Annotated in this window: 21 protein-coding genes; 5 read left to right on the top strand and 16 right to left on the bottom strand. The window is 37.4% G+C overall.

Annotation, left to right across the window (positions count from 1 at the left end; genetic code table 11):
* Positions 1 to 5 precede the first annotated feature (5 nt).
* Positions 6 to 908: a tRNA pseudouridine(55) synthase TruB gene (gene truB, locus O3793_RS00610; protein WP_371444813.1), complete on the bottom strand. Its 903-nt coding sequence runs from the start codon at positions 906 to 908 to the stop codon at positions 6 to 8.
* A 140-nt stretch (positions 909 to 1,048) separates the two neighbouring features.
* Here truB and O3793_RS00605 point away from each other — a divergent pair, with 140 nt between their 5' ends.
* Positions 1,049 to 1,897, top strand: a complete 849-nt coding sequence (locus O3793_RS00605) for a DegV family protein (RefSeq protein WP_371444811.1) — start codon at positions 1,049 to 1,051, stop codon at positions 1,895 to 1,897.
* A gap of 45 nt (positions 1,898 to 1,942) precedes the next feature.
* On the opposite strand, the gene O3793_RS00600 is transcribed toward O3793_RS00605, so the two are convergent.
* The 11 genes from O3793_RS00600 to O3793_RS00550 all read right to left on the bottom strand — a co-directional run bounded on the left by O3793_RS00600 (position 1,943) and on the right by O3793_RS00550 (position 16,032).
* On the bottom strand, positions 1,943 to 3,097 hold the full coding sequence (locus O3793_RS00600) for a DUF819 domain-containing protein (protein ID WP_371444810.1): 1,155 nt from the start codon (positions 3,095 to 3,097) through the stop codon (positions 1,943 to 1,945).
* 114 nt (positions 3,098 to 3,211) lie between these two features.
* Positions 3,212 to 3,571, bottom strand: coding sequence for a 30S ribosome-binding factor RbfA (gene rbfA / locus O3793_RS00595; protein ID WP_371444808.1), 360 nt, complete (start codon positions 3,569 to 3,571; stop codon positions 3,212 to 3,214).
* Positions 3,572 to 3,942: 371 nt separating this feature from the next.
* A complete protein-coding gene (infB, locus tag O3793_RS00590) occupies positions 3,943 to 6,411 on the bottom strand; it encodes a translation initiation factor IF-2 (protein ID WP_371444807.1) in 2,469 nt (822 codons plus the stop codon).
* A 12-nt stretch (positions 6,412 to 6,423) separates the two neighbouring features.
* Positions 6,424 to 6,750: a ribosomal L7Ae/L30e/S12e/Gadd45 family protein gene (locus O3793_RS00585; protein ID WP_263089572.1), complete on the bottom strand. Its 327-nt coding sequence runs from the start codon at positions 6,748 to 6,750 to the stop codon at positions 6,424 to 6,426.
* Positions 6,734 to 7,039, bottom strand: a complete 306-nt coding sequence (gene rnpM, locus O3793_RS00580) for an RNase P modulator RnpM (RefSeq protein ID WP_048712070.1) — start codon at positions 7,037 to 7,039, stop codon at positions 6,734 to 6,736. The genes O3793_RS00585 and rnpM overlap by 17 nt, the downstream gene beginning before the upstream one ends.
* A gap of 17 nt (positions 7,040 to 7,056) precedes the next feature.
* Positions 7,057 to 8,157 carry a transcription termination factor NusA gene (nusA, locus tag O3793_RS00575; protein WP_371444805.1) on the bottom strand — a complete coding sequence of 367 codons (1,101 nt, stop codon included), beginning with the start codon at positions 8,155 to 8,157 and terminating at the stop codon, positions 7,057 to 7,059.
* Between the two features lie 19 nt (positions 8,158 to 8,176).
* Positions 8,177 to 8,650 (bottom strand): ribosome maturation factor RimP, encoded by a 474-nt coding sequence (gene rimP / locus O3793_RS00570; protein WP_371444803.1) that lies wholly within the window; start codon positions 8,648 to 8,650, stop codon positions 8,177 to 8,179.
* A gap of 131 nt (positions 8,651 to 8,781) precedes the next feature.
* On the bottom strand, positions 8,782 to 13,116 hold the full coding sequence (locus tag O3793_RS00565; RefSeq protein WP_371444801.1) for a PolC-type DNA polymerase III: 4,335 nt from the start codon (positions 13,114 to 13,116) through the stop codon (positions 8,782 to 8,784).
* Positions 13,117 to 13,177: 61 nt separating this feature from the next.
* The gene (gene rseP, locus O3793_RS00560; protein ID WP_371444799.1) at positions 13,178 to 14,443 is read right to left on the bottom strand and encodes an RIP metalloprotease RseP; all 1,266 of its coding nucleotides are present in this window, start codon (positions 14,441 to 14,443) and stop codon (positions 13,178 to 13,180) included.
* A gap of 14 nt (positions 14,444 to 14,457) precedes the next feature.
* A complete protein-coding gene (locus O3793_RS00555) occupies positions 14,458 to 15,258 on the bottom strand; it encodes a phosphatidate cytidylyltransferase (RefSeq protein ID WP_371444797.1) in 801 nt (266 codons plus the stop codon).
* Positions 15,259 to 16,032 carry an isoprenyl transferase gene (locus tag O3793_RS00550; protein ID WP_371445094.1) on the bottom strand — a complete coding sequence of 258 codons (774 nt, stop codon included), beginning with the start codon at positions 16,030 to 16,032 and terminating at the stop codon, positions 15,259 to 15,261.
* Positions 16,033 to 16,205: 173 nt separating this feature from the next.
* Between O3793_RS00550 and def the strand changes: the two genes are divergently transcribed.
* The 4 genes from def (at position 16,206) to rnjA (ending at position 19,452) form a co-directional block, all read left to right on the top strand.
* Positions 16,206 to 16,766 (top strand): peptide deformylase, encoded by a 561-nt coding sequence (gene def, locus O3793_RS00545; protein ID WP_048712097.1) that lies wholly within the window; start codon positions 16,206 to 16,208, stop codon positions 16,764 to 16,766.
* The gene (locus O3793_RS00540) at positions 16,756 to 17,463 is read left to right on the top strand and encodes an HAD family hydrolase (protein WP_371444795.1); all 708 of its coding nucleotides are present in this window, start codon (positions 16,756 to 16,758) and stop codon (positions 17,461 to 17,463) included. Before def ends, O3793_RS00540 begins: the two co-directional genes overlap by 11 nt.
* 74 nt (positions 17,464 to 17,537) lie before the next feature.
* Entirely contained in the window at positions 17,538 to 17,753 is a 216-nt protein-coding gene (locus tag O3793_RS00535; RefSeq protein ID WP_005605573.1) for a DNA-directed RNA polymerase subunit epsilon, read from the top strand.
* 1 nt (position 17,754) lies between these two features.
* Entirely contained in the window at positions 17,755 to 19,452 is a 1,698-nt protein-coding gene (rnjA, locus tag O3793_RS00530; protein ID WP_048712102.1) for a ribonuclease J1, read from the top strand.
* A 79-nt stretch (positions 19,453 to 19,531) separates the two neighbouring features.
* Here the strand turns inward: rnjA and O3793_RS00525 are convergent, their stop codons facing one another.
* From O3793_RS00525 to O3793_RS00510, 4 genes are read right to left on the bottom strand one after another with little or no spacing between them, the layout of a single operon-like run.
* A complete protein-coding gene (locus O3793_RS00525; protein ID WP_371444792.1) occupies positions 19,532 to 20,533 on the bottom strand; it encodes a siderophore ABC transporter substrate-binding protein in 1,002 nt (333 codons plus the stop codon).
* Complete coding sequence (locus tag O3793_RS00520) at positions 20,509 to 21,267, bottom strand: ATP-binding cassette domain-containing protein (RefSeq protein WP_371444790.1); 759 nt, start codon at positions 21,265 to 21,267, stop codon at positions 20,509 to 20,511. Before O3793_RS00520 ends, O3793_RS00525 begins: the two co-directional genes overlap by 25 nt.
* Positions 21,257 to 22,234 carry an iron chelate uptake ABC transporter family permease subunit gene (locus tag O3793_RS00515; RefSeq protein ID WP_371444788.1) on the bottom strand — a complete coding sequence of 326 codons (978 nt, stop codon included), beginning with the start codon at positions 22,232 to 22,234 and terminating at the stop codon, positions 21,257 to 21,259. The genes O3793_RS00520 and O3793_RS00515 overlap by 11 nt, the downstream gene beginning before the upstream one ends.
* Positions 22,231 to 23,193: an ABC transporter permease gene (locus O3793_RS00510; protein ID WP_371444787.1), complete on the bottom strand. Its 963-nt coding sequence runs from the start codon at positions 23,191 to 23,193 to the stop codon at positions 22,231 to 22,233. Before O3793_RS00510 ends, O3793_RS00515 begins: the two co-directional genes overlap by 4 nt.
* Positions 23,194 to 23,242 lie beyond the last annotated feature (49 nt).

Raw genomic sequence — 23,242 nt, 5'->3', positions numbered from 1 at the left:
CCTTTCTAAAACATTTTAATTGGTTTTAATAAGCCTTTTTTCGTAGGATGAGGACCGTAAATCGAAATAAGTTCCTCTTCAAAATAACATGCTGTCGGAGCGAAAATCTGAGGAAATTCAGCTTGAGATAAAATTGCACCATTTTTAAAACGCGTATATTCATCTTCAGTTAAGTCGATTCGAGGATAGTCTTCAAATACTAAATCAACTGGTTTTAAGGCTTCTTGAGCTTTATCATTTTGAGCAAGCTCGTTTAGTTGTTCTAATGTAATGCAGTCATCAGAGTGGAAAGGGCCACTTTTTACACGGGTTAATTGCGACATATGTGCCTCAACGCCCAATGCTTTCCCTAAATCGACAGAAAGTGTGCGTACATAGGTCCCTTTGCTGCAACTCACTTCAAACTTCCATGATTGTGTCTTCGTTTCACCATTATAAACTGGTTCTGAAATACGTTTGAAGTCATAGATGGTCGCCTTTCTAACAGGACGCTCCACTTCTTCTCCTGCTCTTGCGTATTCATAAAGACGTTTTCCGTTCACTTTTACAGCAGAATACATCGGTGGAATCTGAGTAATCTCTCCAATAAAATTTTGCATCTTTTCATCAATCTCTTGCACTGAAAACAGCGTTTCGATAGGTGTTGTTGAAACAACTTTTCCATGTGCATCCTCTGTCTCAGTTGAGAAGCCTAATGTAATTTCTCCCTGGTAGATTTTGTTGGCTTCATGAAGATTCTCAACAACCTTAGTCGCTTTACCAACACAAATTGGTAACACTCCATTCACTTCAGGATCCAGCGTACCAGAATGCCCGACTTTTTTTGTTTTTAATAACTTTCTAACCTTATAGACACAGTCGAACGACGTCATGCCTTTCTCTTTCCATAACGGAAGGATTCCGTCCATCCCATTCATCCTTTCACGCTTTACATTTGCTTATTTATTGTATCATAATTCGCACTTTTCCACATAGATTATGAATATAGCTTTTAGGCGAAAAATATGGTATTATAGGTGAGTAAACTTATTTGATAGGAGTGACTTTAATGTCAAGAGTATATATTGTAACGGACTCAACAGCAGATTTAACTGAAGAAGAAGTAAAACAATTTGAAATCTCTATCGTTCCAATGAATATCTCAATCGATGATGAAAATTATATCGATGGGGTTACTATTACTAAAGATGAATTTAAACAAAAAATGATTGCAAGTGCTGAACTTCCAAAAACAGCACAACCTTCTATCGGTCGTTTCGTAGAAGTATACGACGAACTTGGCAAAAACGGGGATTCTGTGATTTCAATTCAGATGATGCGTTCAATAAGCGGTACTGTGGATGCCGCTCGCCAAGCAGCTGACATCACAGAAACAAATGTCACTGTTGTCGATTCAGACTTTACTTCTAGATCTATGGGAATGATTGTTAAAGAGGCAGCTAAGGCAGCACAAGAAGGTAAAACAGTAGAAGAAATTCTTGAAATTGTTGAAGATGCTAAGAAACGTACTACTCTATATTTAACTGTAGTAAACTTAGACAACTTAATTAAAGGTGGACGCATAAGCCAAGTAATGGGAATGTTCTCAAACTTACTCAATATCAAATTATTCCTACAAGTCATTAATGGCAAGATTGAAATTATCCAAAAAGGACGTGGCTTAAAATCACTTCAAAAGAAATATGACGAGATTTTCGAACAAATGAAAGCGACTCCGAATGGCATCCAAGAAATTGGGATTATGCATGCAGGACTAAGTGACTTTAACGAAGGAAATATCGCTCGTGTGCGTGAACTCTTCCCTGATGTGCCACTCACAATTGTAACAACTTCACCAATCATCATGAGCCACACAGGCGTTGATGCAATGGCGATTACTTACTTAGAAAATAAATAAAAATAAAGCAACTAATTCTGGCTTTCAGAATTAGTTGCTTTTTTGTTAGTTTAAGATCTGTCCAATAAAGATACCAACATAAGTACCGATAATGTATCCTAGCGTCCCAACAAGCATTGTAGGAGCTACGAAACGATGCCATCCTTTAGAAATAGCCATCGCTGCAGCTGTTGTTGGTCCACCAATATTCGCATTTGAAGCAAGAATGGCTTCTTCCACTGTGAATCCGAAAATTTTCGCCCCAGCAAATGTCACTGCCATATTCACGAAAACCATGATTGCACAGAACACCAATAACAATGGTGACTTTTCAATAATTGCTCCGATTGAAGCTGGAATTCCGATAACTACGAAGAATAAGTAAATCAAGAATGTTCCAATTTCATTTGCTCCACTAATCTTCTTGAAGTATTTTGCAAAAATCGTTGAGCAAGCTACTGTTAAAGTAGTTAGAATTAAATACTTATTCGATACTAGTTGGATAAAGCTGTTATCCCCTAGACCTGAAATAATTTCAGATAAAGTAAAGCTAATTGTTACGATAATAACAGAAATCGCAAAAACAAATGCTACATCTTGAACAGTGATAACTGTATCTTTGCCATAAGCTTTTTCTTCTTCCTCTTTGACACCTTCTGTATACGCAAATTTGAAATGCTTCTTAAAGAATCCAATCGAAGGAATCATCAGTAAAATTAAGAAGTAGAATACCATTAACAAGTTATCAGCTACTGTAGCTGCAGAAATGAGTTCTTTAGGAATATCAAAGGCTGATGAAACAGCAACAAAGTTTACTCCTCCACCGATATAACTTCCAACCATCATTCCAGCGATATGGTTTAGAACTGGGATAGCTTTGGACAAGGCTAAATATCCTAATACTGCCCCAAGAACGGTTCCTACAGAACTGATTAAGAAAATCGCTAATAATCGACCACTTTCTTTCCAAATTTGTTTTAAATCACATTGGAATAAAAGCATCGGAATGGCTAAAGGCACAACAACTCCCCAAACCTGATCATATACAGGTGAATCTGTTGGAATAACGCCTAAATTACTCAATGTTGCTGCCATTAATAGACCTATAATCGCTCCACTAATCTTTGCAGCCCATTTATATCGATTTTCTAAAAAGATACTGATAGTCGCAATCCCAACGATAATAGACCACAATACCCATGTATTATTTGCATCAATCATAAAACACCTCTTCTGGCTTTTTAAATACACACGAAAATTATCATATATGATAATTTTTTACTAAAAAGGCAAAAGAGTTGTTTTCTGTTTGATGTCCTTTTGCCCTTAAAATTATTATCTTTGTTCGTCTTCTTCTTGAATTGATTTTAAAAGCTCATCGATATGATTACCGTAATCCACTGATTGATCACGTTTAAAAATCAATTCTGGAGTCTTGTACAATGAAAGACGTTTGCCTAATTCACGACGGATTAAGCCTTTTGATTTTTCTAAACCACGTTCAGTCGCTTGACGTTCACTAGCTAATTTTTGAAGTGTTGTATAGTAGATAGTTGCAATTTGCAAATCACCAGTTACTTCTACTTCAGTAATTGTAATTTCTTGTACACGTGGGTCACGCACTTTTTTAGATAGGATATCATTTACTTCTCGTAAAATTTCTTGTGACACACGTCCAACTCTAAAGTTTGCCATTTTGTCTCCTTTCCAACGAAAGAGGCACTGCAATCAGTCCCTCTTTGTTCTAGTTAAATCATAAATTTCTTCTTAAATTTGGTCGATTCAAAGCGAATTTTCTCGCAAAAGCTAAACAGTCGGTCTCACACTATTTGGATAACGGCTTGAAAATTCTGAATCGACGTGCGTTTCCAGAAACATCCGCACGACTATTCTAGTCGCTTACGGTGTTCCGGTCCAACGGTTCGATTCAACCCGAATTTTCTCGCACTATTTATATAACGGCTTGACCTCCTAGCTTTGGCGTCCACTTCGTTAAGCTTCGTAAAATCTTTGCGATTTTCCTCTCCTTAACTCCAGTGTTCCAAAGCTAAACAGTCGGTCTCGCACTATTTTCTTTTAATCTCGACCATTTCGTATGCTTCGATGATATCGTCTACTTTAATATCGTTGTAGCCTTCAATCATGATACCGCACTCGAATCCAAGTTTAACTTCTTTAGCGTCGTCTTTGAATCGTTTCAAGCTTGCTAATTCACCTTCGTAAATAACAATGTTAGCACGGATTAAACGAACTGAGCTTGAGCGTTTAACAACACCTTCTAATACGTATGAACCAGCAATTGTTCCAAGTTTAGATACAGTGTATGTTTCACGGACGATAGCTTGACCAGTGATTTTCTCTTCGAATTCTGGATCTAACATACCTTTCATCGCTGTTTCAATTTCATCGATTACGTTATAAATGATACGGTGTAAACGAATATCTACTTGATCAGATTCAGCTTGAATCTTCGCTTGCGGCGTAGGTCTTACGTTAAATCCAATGATAATCGCGTTACTTGCAGTAGCAAGAGTAATATCACTCTCATTGATTGCCCCTACAGCTGTATGGATAATCTTCACGCGCACGCCTTCTACTTCAATCTTTTGTAAGCTTGATGCTAATGCTTCTACAGAACCTTGTACGTCAGCCTTGATGATGACATTAACTTCTTTCAATTCTCCTTCTTTTAATGTAGAGAATAAGTTATCTAATGTAATACGGCTTGAAGCGTTACGTTGTTCGATTAAGGCACGTTTCGCACGTTCTTCACCAGCTGAACGTGCAGTCTTTTCGTCTTCGAATACTACGAAGCGGTCACCGGCTTGAGGTGAAGCGTTAAGACCAGTAATCTCAACTGGAGTCGCTGGTAAAGCAGTTTTCACACGACGTCCTTGGTCATTCACCATTACACGAACACGTCCAAATGTATTACCAACAACGATTGGGTCCCCAACTTTAAGAGTTCCTTCTTGAACTAATAATGTTGCGATAGGTCCTTTTGTTTTATCTAAACGAGCTTCGATTACAGTACCTAAAGCTAAACGGTTAGGATTTGCTTTCAACTCTTGAACTTCAGCTACTAAAAGAATCATTTCTAATAACTCTTCAATGTTTTGGTTGAATTTCGCTGAAATCTCAACGAAAATTGTGTCTCCACCCCATGCTTCAGGAACAAGTCCTAAATCAGAAAGTTCTTGCATTACACGTCCAGGGTTCGCTGCTGGTTTATCGATTTTGTTCACAGCAACAATAATTGGAACATCTGCTGCTTTCGCATGGTTAATCGCTTCGATTGTTTGTGGCATTACACCGTCATCGGCTGCTACTACGATAACTGTAATATCAGTGATATCCGCTCCACGCGCACGCATTGTTGTGAAGGCCGCGTGTCCTGGAGTATCTAAGAATGTAATTGGTTTGCCATCAATTTTGATTTGGTACGCACCGATATGTTGAGTGATACCACCTGCTTCACCCGCTACAACTGAAGAGTTACGTAATTGGTCAAGCAATGTTGTTTTACCATGGTCAACGTGTCCCATGATTGTTACAACTGGAGGACGTACTGTGCTTTCTTCGCTTTCAGCAACTGCTTCTTCAAAGTATACATCTAAATCAGAAATATCTTTTTCGATTTTTTCTTCTGCATCCATACCGTAGTCTGCTGCTAATAATTCAATCGCGTCTTTAGATAGACCTTGGTTTAATGTCGCCATTACTCCTAATAGGAATAATTTTTTGATAATTTCTGCTGGTTCACGTTTGATTTTCTTCGCTAATTCAGCAACAGTCATTCCATCTGTATATACTAATACTTCTGGTAATTCGTGGAATTTACGTGCTGGAACAGCTGGCTTCGCTTTTTGTTCTTCACGACGATTTCCTTTTTTACCTTTTTGGTTACGGTTCTTCTTACCAAAACCATCATTGTTAAAATCGTTAAAACGTTGTTGGTTTCTTCTATCGTTATTGCGATTGTTTCTTGGTGATTCGAAACGATCGTTATTGTTGTTTTGTTTTTGATTGTTACGTGGACGTTCTACTTGTCCTTGTTGGTTTGAACGAGCTTCATTGCGTGCTGGTTCTTTCTTAAATGAAGGACGGTTACCATTCGCATTTTGTTGCTTTTGATTTGGACGTTCTTGATTTCTCTTATCGTTTTGTTCATGACGTCTTTGATTTTGAGAATGGTTACGTTCTTGATTTTGTTTGTGTTGTCCTTGTTTTGGACTGTGGTCTTCTCTCTTTGTAAATTCTTTCTTAGGAGCGTGACCTTTTTCTACTTCTTTTTTAGGTTCAGCTTTTTTCACTTCTTGTTTTGGAGCAAGTTTTGCTTCTTTCTTCTCAGCTTTTGGTGCTGGTTTAGCAGCTGGCTTAGAATTCCAAGCTCCTTTAATTTTTGAGATTTCAGCTTCTTCCATAGTAGACATATGGCTATTGTATGAAATACCTACTTCTTTTGCTTTTTCAATAATTTCTTTACTAGCCACGTTTAATTCTTTCGCTAATTCGTATACGCGAGTTTTCGACATAGTCTCACCTTCCTATTCGTTCATATCGTTAAATCCCTTCATCTTCAGTAGACTCTTTGTAAACCCTCGATCATCAACTAAAACGATAGAACGTCTTTTGCCAATTGCTAAAGACAATTCATCTGTTTCAAATTGCTGAACAAAAGGAATTTCATAATATTCACATTTGTTTTTGATTTTTTTAACCGTGTTTGCACTACAATCTTTGGTACAAATCACTAAATTTCCTTTTTGTCTTTGAATACTTTGGATAACTTGCTCCTCACCACTAATAAGTTTACGAGCAGCTGTTGCCATTCCAAGTAAATTCAAAGCTCTTTGTTTAACGAGCTCTTCCATCACTAAACAACTCTTTTCTTGCTTTTTGATGTTCTACATAAGCGAGAAGTTCTTCGTAAAATGCATCTGGAATTTCAATTTCTAATTGTTTTTCAAATAGACGGTTTTTCCAAGCTTTCTCTACTAATGTAGGTTCAAGAGTAATATAAGCGCCACGGCCGTTTACTTTACCAGTTGGGTCGATTTGTGCAACACCTTCAGCGTTACGAACTATACGAACCAACTCTTTCTTCGGCATCATTTCACCAGAAGCGATACAACGGCGCATCGGAATCTTTTTCTTTTTCATCGTGCACCTCCTGTATTTTATTCTTCTTCAGAAGAAGTTTCTTCTGTTTCTTCAACAACTGGATTTGCTAAGTTTTCTAAATACTCTTCATAAGCAGTTTCAGATTTAATATCAATACGGTATCCTGTTAATTTCGCAGCTAGACGTGCATTTTGACCACGTTTACCAATTGCAAGAGATAATTGGTGATCTGGTACAACAACGATACAACCATTGCTATCATCATTAAATTCAACTTTAAGCACTTGAGCTGGGTTTAATGCGTTCTTGATGTAAACTGCTGGATCTTCGTTCCATTCCACGATATCCATGTTTTCACCGTTTAATTCTTCAACGATGTTATGAACACGTTGTCCGCGTGGTCCCACACAAGTTCCAACTGGGTCTAAGTTAGCATCATTTGAACGAACAGCTACTTTAGCACGGTCCCCTGCTTCACGAGCGATAGATACGATTTCTACAACACCGTCATAAATTTCAGGAACTTCTTGTTCAAATAAACGTTTTAATAAATCTGGATGAGTACGGCTTACGAAAATTTGAGGGCCTTTAGTAGTGTTATCTACTTTAGAAACTAAAACTTTGATACGTTGATCAGGTAAGTACTCTTCTGTTGGAATTTGGTCTTGTTTTGCCATACCAGCAACGATACGACCAAGGTTTACGTATACATAACGGAAATCTTGACGATCAACAACACCTGTCATGATTTCATTTTCGTATTGGATGAATTCATTGTAGATGTTTGTACGTTCAGCATCACGAAGACGTTGCATAATCACTTGTTTCGCTGTTTGAGCAGCAATACGTCCGAAGTCTTTAGGTGTTACTTCAAAACGAATTTTATCGCCAACTTCATATGCTTTGTTTTTCGCATGTGCTTCTTCTAGGCTAACTTCAAGAGTTGAATCGAATACATATTCAACAACTTCTTTTACGGCATATACATGCATGTTGCCTTTCTTTTGATCAAACTCAACTTCTACGTTTTGAGCTTGTCCGTAGTTTTTCTTATATGCAGACACTAATGCTGCTTCTAAAGCTGTGATGACAACATCTTTAGAGATTCCTTTTTCTTCTTCGAGAACAGTTAATGCTCTAAGCATTTCTTTACTCATGTGTTTACTCCTTTACTCCTTAGAATTTGATTGCAAGACGTGCTTTTGCAATATTCTTACGCTCAATTGAAAATTCTTTTGTTCTTGTTTTGATTTGTACCTTCAACGTTACCGTTTCTTCATCGACTGAAAGAAGAGTTCCTTCAAGGAATTTCTCACCTTCAACGTTTTGATAAAACGATAAGTGTACGTATGAACCAATGGCTGCTTTTAATTCTTCCTCGGTTCTTAATGGGCGCTCTGCACCTGGTGAAGAAACTTCTAAGAAGTAAGCTTGTGAAATTGGATCTGGATCTTGCGCATCAAGAATTTCACTAAATTTTTCACTCATAAACGCGCAGTCATCTAAATCGATTCCTCCTGGTTTATCTAAGTAAAAACGTAGAAACCAATTCTTTCCTTCTTTTACAAATTCTAAGTCGAATAACTCAAAGCCTTCTTTTTCGATGACCTCTTTAGTAAGCTCTGTTACCGTCTCAGTTACTTTACTCATAGCCTCAACCTCCTTGCTACTTGAGTCCATGTCGATAAAAAGAGTGAGCGTCTCCGCTCACTCTCCTCTCAACTACTATTCTACTTTGTTAGTATACCATATACTTTGTTAAAATACCAACTATTGTGATATTAGAACAAATCATCGAATAGTGATAATTGGTTTTCATCTGGTAAGTGGTCTAGGACTTTATTTTCTGTCATATAGTCTATGAGTGTCTTAGACACTTTACCACGTGTTGCTAAGTCTTTCTTCGATAGGAATGGTTGTTCTTGTCTTGCTTCAACGATCTTATTGGCTACGTTTAACCCTAATCCTTGAATCGCTCTAAAAGGAGCAATGAGTGAATCACCTTCGATCACAAAGTTACTTGCTTCAGATTTATCCACGTCGACCATCTTGAAGTGGAAACCACGTTCAACCATCTCGTTGGCTAATTCGAGAACGGTTAACAAGTTTTGTTCTTTCGTACTTGCTTCCATTCCTTTTTCGCGAATTTCTTTAATACGTTTCTTAATCATCTCTTTCCCTTGTGACATGGCAACGATATCGAAATCTTGCGCACGCACTGAGAAATAAGCACAGTAGTATAACAATGGTTTATGAACTTTAAACCAAGCTACACGTAACGCCATTAAAACGTAAGCCGCCGCATGGGCTTTCGGGAACATATATTTAATCTTCAAGCAAGATTGAATATACCATTCTGGTACATTATTCTCTCTCATAATCGCTTGGAAGTCATCAGGAATTCCTTTCCCTTTACGGACTCCTTCCATGATTTTGAATGCAATCCCTTCTTCAACGCCTTTATGAATTAGATACACCATGATATCGTCACGACAACCAATAACGTCGGCCAGTGGGATATTATGAAGACGAATCAACTCTTCGGCGTTTCCAAGATATACGTCAGTACCATGTGACAACCCTGAAATTTGAAGCAATTCGGTAAATGTTGAAGGTTTTGTTTGTTCCAACATTCCACGAACGAATTTAGTCCCAAATTCCGGAATCCCAAGTGTACCTGTATTGGAATCGATTTGTTCAGGAGTCACTCCTAACACTTCAGTACCACCAAAGATTTTCATTACTTCAGGATCATCTGGTGGAATCGACTTTGGATCCATTCCTGATAAGTCTTGTAACATACGAATCACAGTCGGATCATCGTGTCCAAGAATATCGAGTTTTAACACATTATCGTGAATTGAGTGGAAGTCAAAGTGGGTTGTTCTCCACTCAGCACTCAAATCATCGGCCGGGTATTGAATTGGCGTAAAATCATACACGTCCATATAATCTGGGATTACAATAATCCCACCCGGGTGCTGACCTGTACTTCTCTTAACTCCCGTACATCCGCTCGCTAACCGTTCAATTTCTGCTTGACGGAACTCTAGACCTAAGTCCCGCTCGTATCCTTTTACATACCCAAAGGCCGTCTTATCGGCTACCGTACTGATGGTTCCTGCACGATACACGTAATCTTCACCGAACAGTACTTTTGTATAGTTATGCGCTTGTGGTTGATATTCCCCACTAAAGTTCAAATCGATATCGGGAACTTTATCTCCGTAGAATCCTAGGAAGGTTTCAAACGGAATATCGTGTCCATCTTTAACCATCCTCGTATTACATCTTGGACAGTTTTTTTCAGGCAAATCAAAACCTGAGCCTACTGATCCATCATCAAAGAATTCTGATAATTGACATTGAGGACAACGATAGTGTGGCGCTAATGGATTCACTTCAGTAATTCCAGTTAAAGTAGCTACTAAGGATGAACCAACCGACCCACGTGATCCAACCAAATAACCGTCCTGATTACTCTTTAATACAAGTTTTTGAGCAATTAAATAAATTACCGAAAAACCATTTCCAATAATACTCTTTAGCTCTTTTTTAATACGATCATCCACAATTTTAGGTAGAGGATTTCCATACCATTCATGTGCTTTATCGTAGCTTAATTTAGTGATTTCGTCAGCGGCGCCTTCGATTTTAGGAGTAAATAAATCATCTTTAACTGGAGTAATTTCTTCCAATTGTTCGCTAACCCAGTTTGAATTTTTCACGACCACTTCATAAGCTTTTTCCTCTCCAAGAAAAGCAAATTCTTTCAGCATTTCGTCTGTTGTTCTTAAATGAGCATCAGGATATTCTTGAGGAACACCATTGTTTAATGAAGTTAGAAGAATCTCACGATAAATCTTATCTTCTGGATTTAAGTAATGAACATTCCCTGTTGCTACAACTGGTTTTCCTAATTCTTCCCCTAGGCGAACTAAGTTTTGAATGATTTCTTCTAAGTGGTGCTCATTACGAATTAATTCTTTTTTGATTAAAGGACGATAGATGGCTTTGGGCATAATTTCAATATAGTCATAGAATTTAGCCTTTTCTTTAGCCTCGTTATATCCTTTTTGCATCATCGCTTCGAAAACTTCACCTTCAGCGCATCCTGATCCTAGTAAGAATGAATCACGACGGCTTGAAAGCATACTTCTTAAAATACGAGGGACGCGGTAATAATACTCAATATTCGATTGAGATACGACCTTGAACAATTCTTTTAGTCCAGCTTGGTCTTTTGCAAAAATCGTGGCATGGAATGGACGTCCATTCTTAAAGACTTCTTCTGGATGAATATTAGTATTTAATTCATCGTGATACAACAAATTATGTTCTGTCGCTGCTTCTTTTAAGAAGATATGACATAAGTAACCTGTCGTTTCAGAGTCATACACAGCACGGTGATGTTGTTCAAGTGCAACATTATAACGTTTCGCCAAAGTATTTAAACGATGAGACTTCAGTTGTGGATGAAGCATACGAGACAATTCCAAAGTATCTATAACGGGTTGATTTGTTTTTGGAATTCCCACATTTTCATATCCTGTATTTAAGAAGCCCATATCAAAACTTGCGTTATGCGCAACAAGGATGCAATCTTTAGAAAACTCGTGGAACTCTTTCAATACTTGCTCTACTGGTTTAGAACCTCTAACCATCTCATCAGTAATTCCTGTTAACTGAATGGTTGTTGCAGATAATGGGTGTCCTGGGTCGATAAATTCTTCAAACTTGTCAACCACGACACCGTTTTTCATTTTAACGGCGGCTAGCTCGATGATGCTGTCATAAATCGCAGAAAGCCCTGTTGTCTCCACGTCAAAGACTACATAAGTCGCGTCTTCTAAGAGAATATGTTGTGGATTATAAGCCACGTTAACATGATCATCAACGATATTTCCTTCTAAACCATACAGAATCTTAATTCCGTTTTTCTTCCCTGCTCCGTGCGCTTCTGGATAAGCCTGTAAGTTCGCATGGTCTGTAATCGCAATTGCTTTATGTCCCCATTTAGCAGCTTGACTAATCAAATCGCTTGGAGAATTCGTTGCATCCATTACAGACATATTCGTATGCATATGGAGCTCGACACGTTTTTCGCCCTCTGCTGTATCTTTTCTACCCTCGTGGTTTACAGCAGTCATATCGCGAATAATCATACCTAATTCTTGAGAGAATTTATTCACTTCAATCGTACCGAACGCTCTCACCCAAGTCCCTTTTTTCAACCCTTCAAGCGCTTGTTCGTCTTCTGGAGTTGAAGGAAATAGAGTCGCACTAATGGATGAAGTATAGTCCGTTAATTTAATATTTCCGAATAACTTTCCTTTTGCCTTACCGCGTCGAAGTTCGATATCAAAAATCTTACCTTCGATAACGACATTGCGCTCTTCTTCAAAAATATCTGCAAGTGCACGAACTTCACTATTGGACCTGATTGGTTTGCCGTAAATAACGCCTTCTGGTTTAGAAGAAGATGGCGCTCCAGATTTTCTTTGAGGAGCTTGAGCAGCTGCTAATTGCGCTGCTTTTTGAGCTTCATTAAATGCTTGCTCAATCTGTTGTTCTTTTTGAATAAATTCTTCAGCTAATCGATCTTGCAATTCACCATCTACATGGATTTGAATGCCTAATTTAGGGAATCCAGCTTCGATATAAGCTTGTTGAATATTCGGCACGCAATTATTTGTTAAGTGAGTCTTTGTTAACTCATTTGGACAATGCAGTTGAATTTGATTTTTCTCATATTTTGGAGTTTGATCCGCTAAAATTTGATGAGAAACTGCAGATTCATCCTTTAATGTCTCTAAAACATATTCCCAATAAGACTGAACTAACTCTTCTGTCACCTCAGCACCAGCATCAGTTGTGATAACAGCTTTTCCACCGAATTGACGGTAAGTGTCATTGAGCGCATCCGTAAATAGTCTGAACTTTTCATACATAAAGATGACTGGATTATGGATGTGAAAAGTCCATGTTTTATCCAACTTTGAAATGTCAATTCGAACTAGTTTTGCTTCATCAAATTCTGGAGAAAAAATACTTGTGTCTGCAATATTAAATTGCTCGATCACTTTTTTCATTAAATCTTTTTGTGATTGACTCATGGTTTCCTCCTTTTTTATTACATAAGAAGAGTGCTCCACCTTCGTAGAGACACTCTCTTGTTTAATTAAATAATTTCATAATATCGTTCCATGTCACAAGAAGCATTAACGCAAAGAGGAAAATTGCTCCCGCAATCGTTAAATACCCTTCTTTTTCAGGATCGAGTGGTTTCTTACGAATTCCTTCGATAACATTCAGAACTAATTTTCCACCGTCTAATGCTGGAATCGGTAAAAGGTTCATTACACCAAGGTTGGCACTAATCATCCCCATAAATGCTAACAAATCAAGGAATCCATTTTTAGCAACTTGCGAAGTCATCGAATAAATAGCAACGGGTCCCCCGAGTTGATTCAAATTAAATCCTCGTGTAAAGAGTGAACCTAACGCAGAAAGAACTAGAACAACGACAGAGATTGTTTGAGTAAAACCATAAGCAAGAATTGATAAAATATCATTTTTAAGAACTCTTGTGACTCCAAATTGCCCTATCTTTGAACCATCTGATGCTTCTACTGCTTTTGGTGTTACTTGGACTTCCTCTGTTTTACCATTACGTTCAATCGAAACAGATAGAGCTTTATCCGCACTTGAACGGACAATTTTTGTCATTTCATCCCAGGAATGAATTTCAACTCCATCAATGGACAGGACTTTATCCCCCTCTTTAAGACCTGCAACAAAGGCTGCAGAATCATCCGTTACTTGACCGATAACCGCATCATTAGATGGAACTCCACCTTGCATGAAACCAACAATGATAAATACTAAAATGGATAAAATGAAGTTGTTCATCGGACCAGCAGCGTTTGTTTTTATTCTATTCCACAATGTTGCTGAATTGAACTGACGCTCCACTGGCGCAACGACTACTTCTGTTCCATCAGATTCAACAATTGTTGCTGTCTTCGAAACTGTTAGTGTCACTTTTTCTTCTGAATTAATGAAGTAACCAGTTAATGTCATATCCTTATGTAAGTCTGCATCTTCGATTTGGAAAGGTACAGAATTCTCGATAATGAGTTTATCGTCAAAATTTAATTTTTGAACAATATTTTCACTATCTAGGACGATAGTAATCATCATCCCGGGTTTGATTTCTTGTTCATCTTCATCATGACCAGCCATACGAACATATCCACCAATTGGTAATAAGCGAAGCGTATATACTGTTTCTCCCTTACGAACTTGGAAGATTTTCGGTCCCATCCCTATCGCAAATTCGCGAACTAAGATACCTGCTTTTTTTGCAAAATAGTAATGACCAAATTCATGAATAATCACGATGATGCTAAATACGAATAAAAATGCTATTAATCCTTGCAATTATTTCACCTCTTTTAAATATCCCCAAAGAATTTAAATACAATCTGGAACATTAACATAGCAAAGAATGTTGAATCGAAACGGTCCAATACTCCTCCATGCCCTGGGAATAAGTTTCCAGAATCTTTTACGTTAAATTGTCGCTTGTATGCCGACTCTACTAAATCACCTAATTGTCCAAAAATGGATAAGCAAACCATTAAGAGCACAAATTCAAATACTGAAAATTGAACTGGATTATAAAATGGAACTACCAATAATCCTAATAATACAGAACCGATAACTCCGCCAATAGAACCTTCAATTGTTTTATTTGGGCTAATATCCGGAGCTAATTTATGTTTTCCAAATCTGCGTCCAGCTAAATACGCGAATGAATCTGTCCCCCAAATAACTAAGAAGACAAAAATCGCCATTCCAAAACTAATACTTCTAACAAACAGAATCCCAGAGAATCCACCACCAACGTATAAAGAAATGAGCGAGCAAAATGCCGCATCTTCAAAAGAAAAGCGTTCACTCTTATATACAGTTAATGTCATCAGTAGCATTACGACTAAGAAATAAAAGAAGAAATAATCAATTCCTCTTGGCAGGGCCACTAATGGCTTCTGTGAGAATAAAAATGATAATGTTGCCAGTAATGTTAAAGCTCCTTCAATAGAGAAAATATTCATTTTCTTCATTTGGAAGAATTCATAAATCGCAACAATCGCCAACATTGCTAAAAGTGTTCTAAGCCAAAGGTCGCCTACAAAAAGAATTGGCAAGAATATACCTAAAGCAATAAGTGCGGTAATGACACGTTGTTTCATCTATGCAAGCCCTCCATAACGACGATGTCTTCCTTGGTACGTCAGAATGGCTTTATGTAAATCTTCTTCTGAAAAGTCTGGCCAGAAAATATCCGTAAAGTAATATTCACTATATGCTAATTGCCATAATAAAAAATTACTTAAACGCACTTCTCCACTTGTACGAATCATTAAATCTGGATCTTGTAAGTTTCCAAGGAAACTTGTTTGTAATTTGCTAGCAAAAACTTCATCGTTAATATCTTCCACTGAGATTTCTCCAGATTTAACCTCGTTTGCTAGAGCTTTCGTCGCTTCGATAATTTCAGCACGTGAGCCGTAGTTTAACGCAAATGTTAACACCATACCTGTGTTGTCTTTTGTATCTTCAACGGCTTTTAGCACTACTTGTTTTGTAGATTCTGGTAATTCATCAATAAATCCAATCAGTTGGATTTTCATATTTCTTTCTTGAAGTTCCGGCATAAACGTACCAAAGAAATCTCCTGGTAGTTTCATTAAAAAGCTTACTTCTTCTGTCGGACGTTTCCAGTTTTCAGTACTAAACGCATATAAGGTCATCGCTTTTACCCCTAATTCATCGGCAGCAATTGCGATTCGTTTAACCGTACTCATGCCTTCTTTATGCCCCGCAATTCTAGGAAGATTGCGTTTCTTAGCCCAACGACCATTACCGTCCATAATAACAGCAATATGTTGTGGGATATTCTCTCGATCAATTGAAACAGATTCTGTTGTTTCTTGTGGTTTTGATTTTTTCTTCCAAAAAAGCATTTTATCCATTCCTTTACACGTATTTCTTTTCTATTGTAACAGAAGTTCAAGGTCATTTATAGTATTCTCTTTTTCCTTATGAAAAAATTACAAAAACAAAGGCCCTGATTGGTTTCTAGGGCGAAAAATGGTATACTTAGAAACAGATTTAAGAACCAATAAAGGAGTTACCCATGATTACAATGAAAGATATCGTGTTAGAGGGACATCCAGCACTCAGAAAACGTGCTGAAAAGCTTACTTTCCCACTAACTGAAGAACAACAAGAATTAGCTAAAGAAATGCTAGAATTCTTACACAATAGCCAAAATCCAGAAATCGCAGAAAAATATGAATTGCGCGCTGGTGTCGGTCTTGCAGCACCACAACTTGGGAAATCTATTCAAATGATTGCTCTTCTCGTTCCAGGTTTTGAAGACGAAGAACCAATCTTAAACGAAGTATGGATTAATCCTCGTATTATGCGTGAATCAGTGAAAAAAGCCTGCCTTAAAGAAGGCGAAGGCTGCCTTTCAGTTGAACGTGACGTGCCTGGAATTGTCCTTCGTTCAGAACGCGTAACAGTAAAATATCAAGATGTGAATGGTGATGAATTCGTTCGTACATTAACAGACTACGAAGCCATCGTTGTTCAACATGAAATTGACCATTTAAACGGTGTGATGTTCTATGACCACATCAATAAAACACAACCAATGTATATCCCTAAAGGAGCGGTTGTCATTGGCGAATAAGACACCCATTTTGGTATTCGATTTAGATGATACACTTTACTCAAAACAACAAGTCTTCTTGACCGCCTTAAAGCAATGCTATCCAACATTTACAACGGATATCGATGTGTACAAGGTCTACCAAGAAAAAAGCGAGATTGCTTTTGAGTTGTTTACAAACGGACAAATCACATTAGAAGAAAACCACTTATCACGAGTTGAAGGCACACTTTCGGCTCTTGGACTGGATTCTTCAAAAGAATCAGTTATTCATTTTAAGGAAACCTATCAATATGTGATGGATCACATCGAATTAGATAAAGAATGGTATGACTTTTTTTACAAAGTAACAAACCGATCTACTCTCGTTCTTCTAACAAATGGTCCTACGAGCCATCAGTCGAAAAAAATTACATCACTTGGATTAGAAAAATGGTTTGACTCTTCTAGAATCTTCATTTCAGAAACAACGGGTGTTCCAAAACCACAAGCAGAAGCCTTTATGAGTGTAGAACGACTCTTTCCAGATGTGAGAAGAAATGACTTCTGGATGATTGGGGACGACCTTACAAATGATATTGAAGGTGCTAGAAACAGAGATTGGAACACCATTTATTTCAAATTTGGTGAAGAGAAATCTGATGTGAACGCTAAACCCCTTTCAAATCCAAAAGAATTACTCTTAAAATTGGAAAAAGAGGCACTTATCAGCCTTTAAGATTATGAAAAAATAAGCATTCTATGATAAAATATGATAGAAACATTATGAAAAAAATTTAAAGGAGTACATACATGATTTTTAAAATTACTTACCAACCAACTAAAACGGAAGCTCCACGTCGTGAGAACACAGAAGCTTTATATATTGAAGCTAGTGACAAGGTAGAAGCCCGCCGCCTTGTGGATGAAAACACTGAATACAACGTAGAGTTTATCCAAGAGCTAGATGAAAAACACTTAGCTTACGAAAAACAAAACCCTGAGTTTAAATTAACGGTGTTCAAGTAACATGAAGCCAAATATTAAAAATAACGAAACGGGCGTATTTGCTTTTGGCGGTTTAGGTGAAATCGGTAAAAACACATATGGCGTTCAATTCCAAGATGAGCTGATCATTTTGGATGCCGGTATTAAATTCCCTGAGGATGATTTACTAGGAATCGATTATGTGATTCCCGATTACAGTTATATCGTTCAAAATATTAATAAAGTAAAAGGTCTATTTATTTCGCATGGACACGAAGACCATATTGGTGGGATTCCTTTCTTAATTAAACAAGCGAACATCCCTATTTATGCAACAAAACTTGCGATGTCGTTGATTCGAAATAAATTAGAAGAACACGGTCTTTTAAGAGATGCGATTCTTCACGAAATTGATGAAGATAGCGTCATTAAATTCCGTAAAACACAAGTGAGTTTCTATCGCACAACCCACTCTATTCCAGATGCATTCGGGATTGTGATTAAGACTCCTCCAGGAAATATCGTGTTTACAGGTGACTATAAGTTTGACTTTACTCCAGTTGGAGAACCAGCTAACCTTCACCGTATGGCACAAATTGGTTCAGAAGGTGTTCTAGTTCTTTTAGGAGACAGTACGAACTCTGAAGTCCCTGGATTTACTCAATCAGAACAAGTCGTTGGAAAATCGATAAAAGAGATTATCCAACGCGTTGATGGACGTATCATTTTTGCGACATTTGCATCAAACGTTTCTCGTCTAAAACAAGTAACGGATGTGGCTGTAGCAACTGGTCGTAAATTAGCTGTATTTGGACGTAGTATGGAAGCCAGCTTCCGCACTGCTCGTGAATTAGGTTATATTAAGGCTCCAGATGATACTTTTATCGATGGACGTGAAATTAACCAATACCCTTCTGAAAAAGTCATTATTTTATGTACAGGGTCTCAAGGGGAACCAATGGCGGCACTTAGTCGTATCGCAAATGGAACTCACCGCCAAATCTCAATTCAACCTGGTGATACAGTTATCTTCTCTAGTTCACCTATTCCAGGAAACACTTCAAGCGTTAACCGCGTTATCAACCTTCTTTCAGAAGCTGGTGCTGAAGTGATTCATGGTAAAGTAAACAATATTCACACTTCTGGTCACGGTTCTCAAGAAGAACAAAAATTAATGCTTCGCTTAATGAAGCCTAAATACTTCGTACCAGTCCACGGTGAATATCGTATGCAGAAGATCCAAGCAAATCTTGCGACTCAAGTGGGAATTCCAAAAGAAAACTCATTTATCTTAAGCAATGGTGATGTTCTTGCAGTTACTGCTGACTCTGCACGTAGAGCTGGTCACTTCTTTGCAGGTGATGTCTACGTTGATGGGAATGGTATCGGAGATATCGGAAACATCGTTCTTCGTGACCGTAAAACACTTTCACAAGATGGTTTAGTCATATGTGTAGCCACTGTTGACTACGAAAACCGTGAATTAGTAGCAGGTCCAGATATGCTCTCTCGTGGATTTATCTACATGAAAGAATCCGGACAACTTCTAAACGAAGCTCAAGCTATTCTTCGTGATGAACTTGAAGAACTCTTGGCAGATTCCGAAGAAGTATTAAATGAACGTGTATTACGTAATAAAATTACGGATGTGTTAGGTCCGTTCCTATTTAAGAAAACAGAACGTCATCCAATGATTCTTCCTGTAATTTTAGGAGTTACTGAAGCAGATACTTTAGAGTAAATAAATTAAGAGGTGTACCGCAAATGGCGGCACACCTCTTTTCTTTTTGACTAAACATAGCTGTTATTGTTTAGTTTCATTATTGGAGTACTTTTTGAATGTCTTCAATCATTAATTTAGTAGATTGTAATCCCCCGCCACTTAAATACCATAGATCAGAAGTTAATTGAATCACTCGGTTATTCTTAACAGCGTTTGTATCTTTGAATAGTGCATTATTTAAAACTGTGTCAGCATTTGAGTTATCTCCACCAATTGCTAAAGTTCTATTAAGCATGATGATTGTATCTGGATTGATTTCTTTGATCGTTTCAAAACTCATTTCTTGTCCGTGTTTGCTATCTTCAATTTTTGCATCTGTTGCTTTGAATTTAAGTGATTGATAAAGGAATGCGAAACGTGAATCTGCACCAAATGCCGACATTTTTCCTTCGTTAAGCATTAAGGTTAATGCTTTATCATTAGATTTTTCATTAGTATCTGCAATTTTCTTAATTGAAGCTTCTAATGATTTAATTTCTTCCTCTGCTTTTGCCTCGGCTTCTTTCCCAAATAATGATGCTACTAAGCGGATATTTTTTGAAACTGAATTCCAATAGTCTTTTTGGTCTACTGAGAAAATAACAGTTGGCGCAATTTCTTTTAATTGGTCTAAATATTTACTCGTACGACCTGAAGCAATAATTAAATCTGGTTCTAATGCAGCGATGGCTTCGATATCAGGCTCCACCATTGATCCAGTAGTTTGAATACTTGATGGTAAATCTTTTAAGTAAGCAGGCAATGTTTTTAACGGCATTCCTACGATATAATCCACAAATCCAAGTTCACGAATCGTATCCGCGACACCTAAATCAAATACAACGATTTTCTTTGGATTTGTCTTAACCTTTACGTCTTCTTTTCCATTTGTAAGAGTTACTTCACTCTTTTCTTCAACTGCTGGTTGTGTAGTTGATGCAGTTGTAGTTGTTGCATCTGTTTTTGTTGTTTGTCCACATGCTGTAAGAATAAATACAGCTACTAAACTTAATAAGGCTAAAAATTTTTTCAATGTTATTCTCCGTTCTTTATAATACATATTTTTTTACCATTTATTTCAATGACTTCAAGTGGAATCTCATATAAATCTGATAACACATCATCTTTCATAACTGTATCGACTTTATCATGGATGATACATTTTCCTTCTTTAAAACAAGCAATTTCATCTGAAAAATTACTTGCCATATTTAAATCATGCATCACAATGACAATCGATTTTCCTTTTTCGTCAACTAAGAATCGTAGTAAGTTCATCACCTCATACGCCTGCTTTAGATCGAGATGGTTTAATGGTTCATCCAGTAAAATCCATTCCGTATCTTGAGCTAAAACCATCGCAATCAGCGCTCGTTGATACTGTCCCCCAGATAACGTACCAATATCTTGAGTTCTAAAGTCTAATAAATTCGTATTCTTAAGTGCCTCTTCAACAATCTGTTCATCTGATTTTGTAATCTTCCCTTTTGTATATGGAAAACGACCAAAGCGAACAAACTCTTCAACTGTCATACTGACATGTACCTGCTGGTTTTGTTTTAAAACAGCGAGTTCTTTTGCCAATTCTGTTGAGTTCCACGTTTCAATTTCTTGGCCGTTTATATAAATTAGACCTTCGTTTTTTGGAAGAAGCCGACTCATCATCCCTAATAGCGTAGATTTTCCAGCCCCATTTGGACCAATGAACGATGTCAGTAGATGTTTTGAGACTTCTAAATCTACATGAGCGACTACTGGATGGCGATATTTTTTTGTAACACCTTTAAGCTGCATCAAGCTTTTCTCCTTTCACTAATAAGATTAAATACAATACTCCGCCAGTCCCCTCAATAAATACACTAATCGGTATGGTAAGAAGAAATACTCTCTCAACAATCAATTGAGCCGAAAGTACAATCACAAGCCCTAAAATAGCCGAAAATAGCCATAATACGCCGTGTTTGTATTCTTTTGTCAGCTGGTAGGATAAATTCGCAATCATAAACCCCAAAAATTGAAGTGGCCCTACTAGTATCGTAGATAGACTCGTCATAATAATGACAATGACAATCACTACATTGCTAAGTCGTTTCGTGTTGATTCCTAACATTCTAGCTCCATCTACTCCTAAATGAAGTGCATCGAGCATATGTCTTAATCTAAAGAGCACCATCATTAATATCGCAAATAATATTAGAGCTCCAAATATCAATAATGGTTGTGCATTCATCTTTTGAAAAGATGGATAAAGCGAACTTTGTAATTTATCAAATTCGTTTGGATCCATTAAGACTTGTAAGAATGTACTAGCATTTCGAAGCAACATCGAAAATGCCATTGTTAGTAACAATAACACTTTAAAATTAGAAAGAAGCATCCCTTTAGATGCGTTCATTAATAAAAGTAACAAGATTATCTGAATAGTAATTGTAACAGCATAAATAAGAGCTGACTGTTCTACTTTTAATCCTATTAAACTCTCAAAATAATAGAGACCACTTTGAATAAAGACAAATAAACTCTCAATGCCTAAAACCCCAGGTGTTAAAAATCGGTTTTGCGCCACTGTTTGAAAACTAATGGTCGAAATTGGTATCGCAAAAGATACGATGAGAATGACCAGTAGTTTTAATAATCGTCTATGGAATATGAAACTTGATACCGTAGTACTATTCTTTGTTGGAATCAACAAATAGGCAACTACCAATAAAACAGCGACCGCTAGAAGGCACCCTAGTAAAATTCTTGTTTTTCTTTTCATAGCTTTTCTCCTCCCTTTTCCAAATGAATCACTTGGAAAATAAAGAGCGCAGCGCCAATGATACTTAAGATGATGCTTACGGAAATTTCGTAAGGAGAAATCACTATGCGAGCAATAATGTCACAAGTTAAAACAAGGCAGGCACCCACAAGCATTGTCAACGGTACTAAAACTTTCATCTGAGAGCCATATCTCATGCGGACGATATTTGGAACAATCACTCCAATGAACGGCAAACTCCCAACTGTAATCATGGTTACACTCGTTGTTAGCGCGATTAACACTAGTGTGAAAGACTCCATTCGCTTAACTGGAACGCCAAGATTTCGACTAATATCTCCCCCCATGCTAACAACTGTGTAGTAATGGGCAAAAATAATACTAATCACTAAGACAAACAAGCATAAGTACAACCATTCATACTGATTCGTTTGAATCATTGAAAATGAACCTTGCATCCATGACGATAAACTTTGGACAAGTTGAAATTGATACGCTATAAACTGAGTACAAGCGCCAATCACACCGCCAAAAATCAACCCAATTAATGGAATCATCCATTTTTGCTTCAGGGATAAATGATGCTGCAACGCTATAAAAAGTGCCGAGAAGGCAATAGCACACACAAATGACGTCGCCATCTTTTCTAATAATCCAGGAGATGGGAACAATAATAAACTTATCATCAGTCCTAGCTTGGCGGCGTCTACCGTTCCAATGGTACTTGGTGCAGCAAACTCATTTTGAGTAATCGTCTGCATCAATAATCCAGATACGCTCATGGCTGAGGCAGATAATAGGATACTGAATAATCTTGGAACTCTAGATAGCCAAAACAATTGTGTTGCACTTTCTCCTCCGTTAAACAATTCGTTCCAAGAGAAATTTGACGCTCCGACTGAGAGCGAAATAACACTTAAAATAAGTAATAATATAAATAAATAACTAACTCTTTTCATTTTTTCTCTTTTCTAATTGATAATCATTCTCAATTACCACATTGGTTAG

Source organism: Granulicatella sp. 20925_1_28 (assembly GCF_041433575.1).
Classification (GTDB): domain Bacteria; phylum Bacillota; class Bacilli; order Lactobacillales; family Aerococcaceae; genus Granulicatella.
The sequence above is the reverse complement of the archived record's forward strand: the minus strand, read 5'-3'. Positions and strand labels throughout refer to the sequence as shown.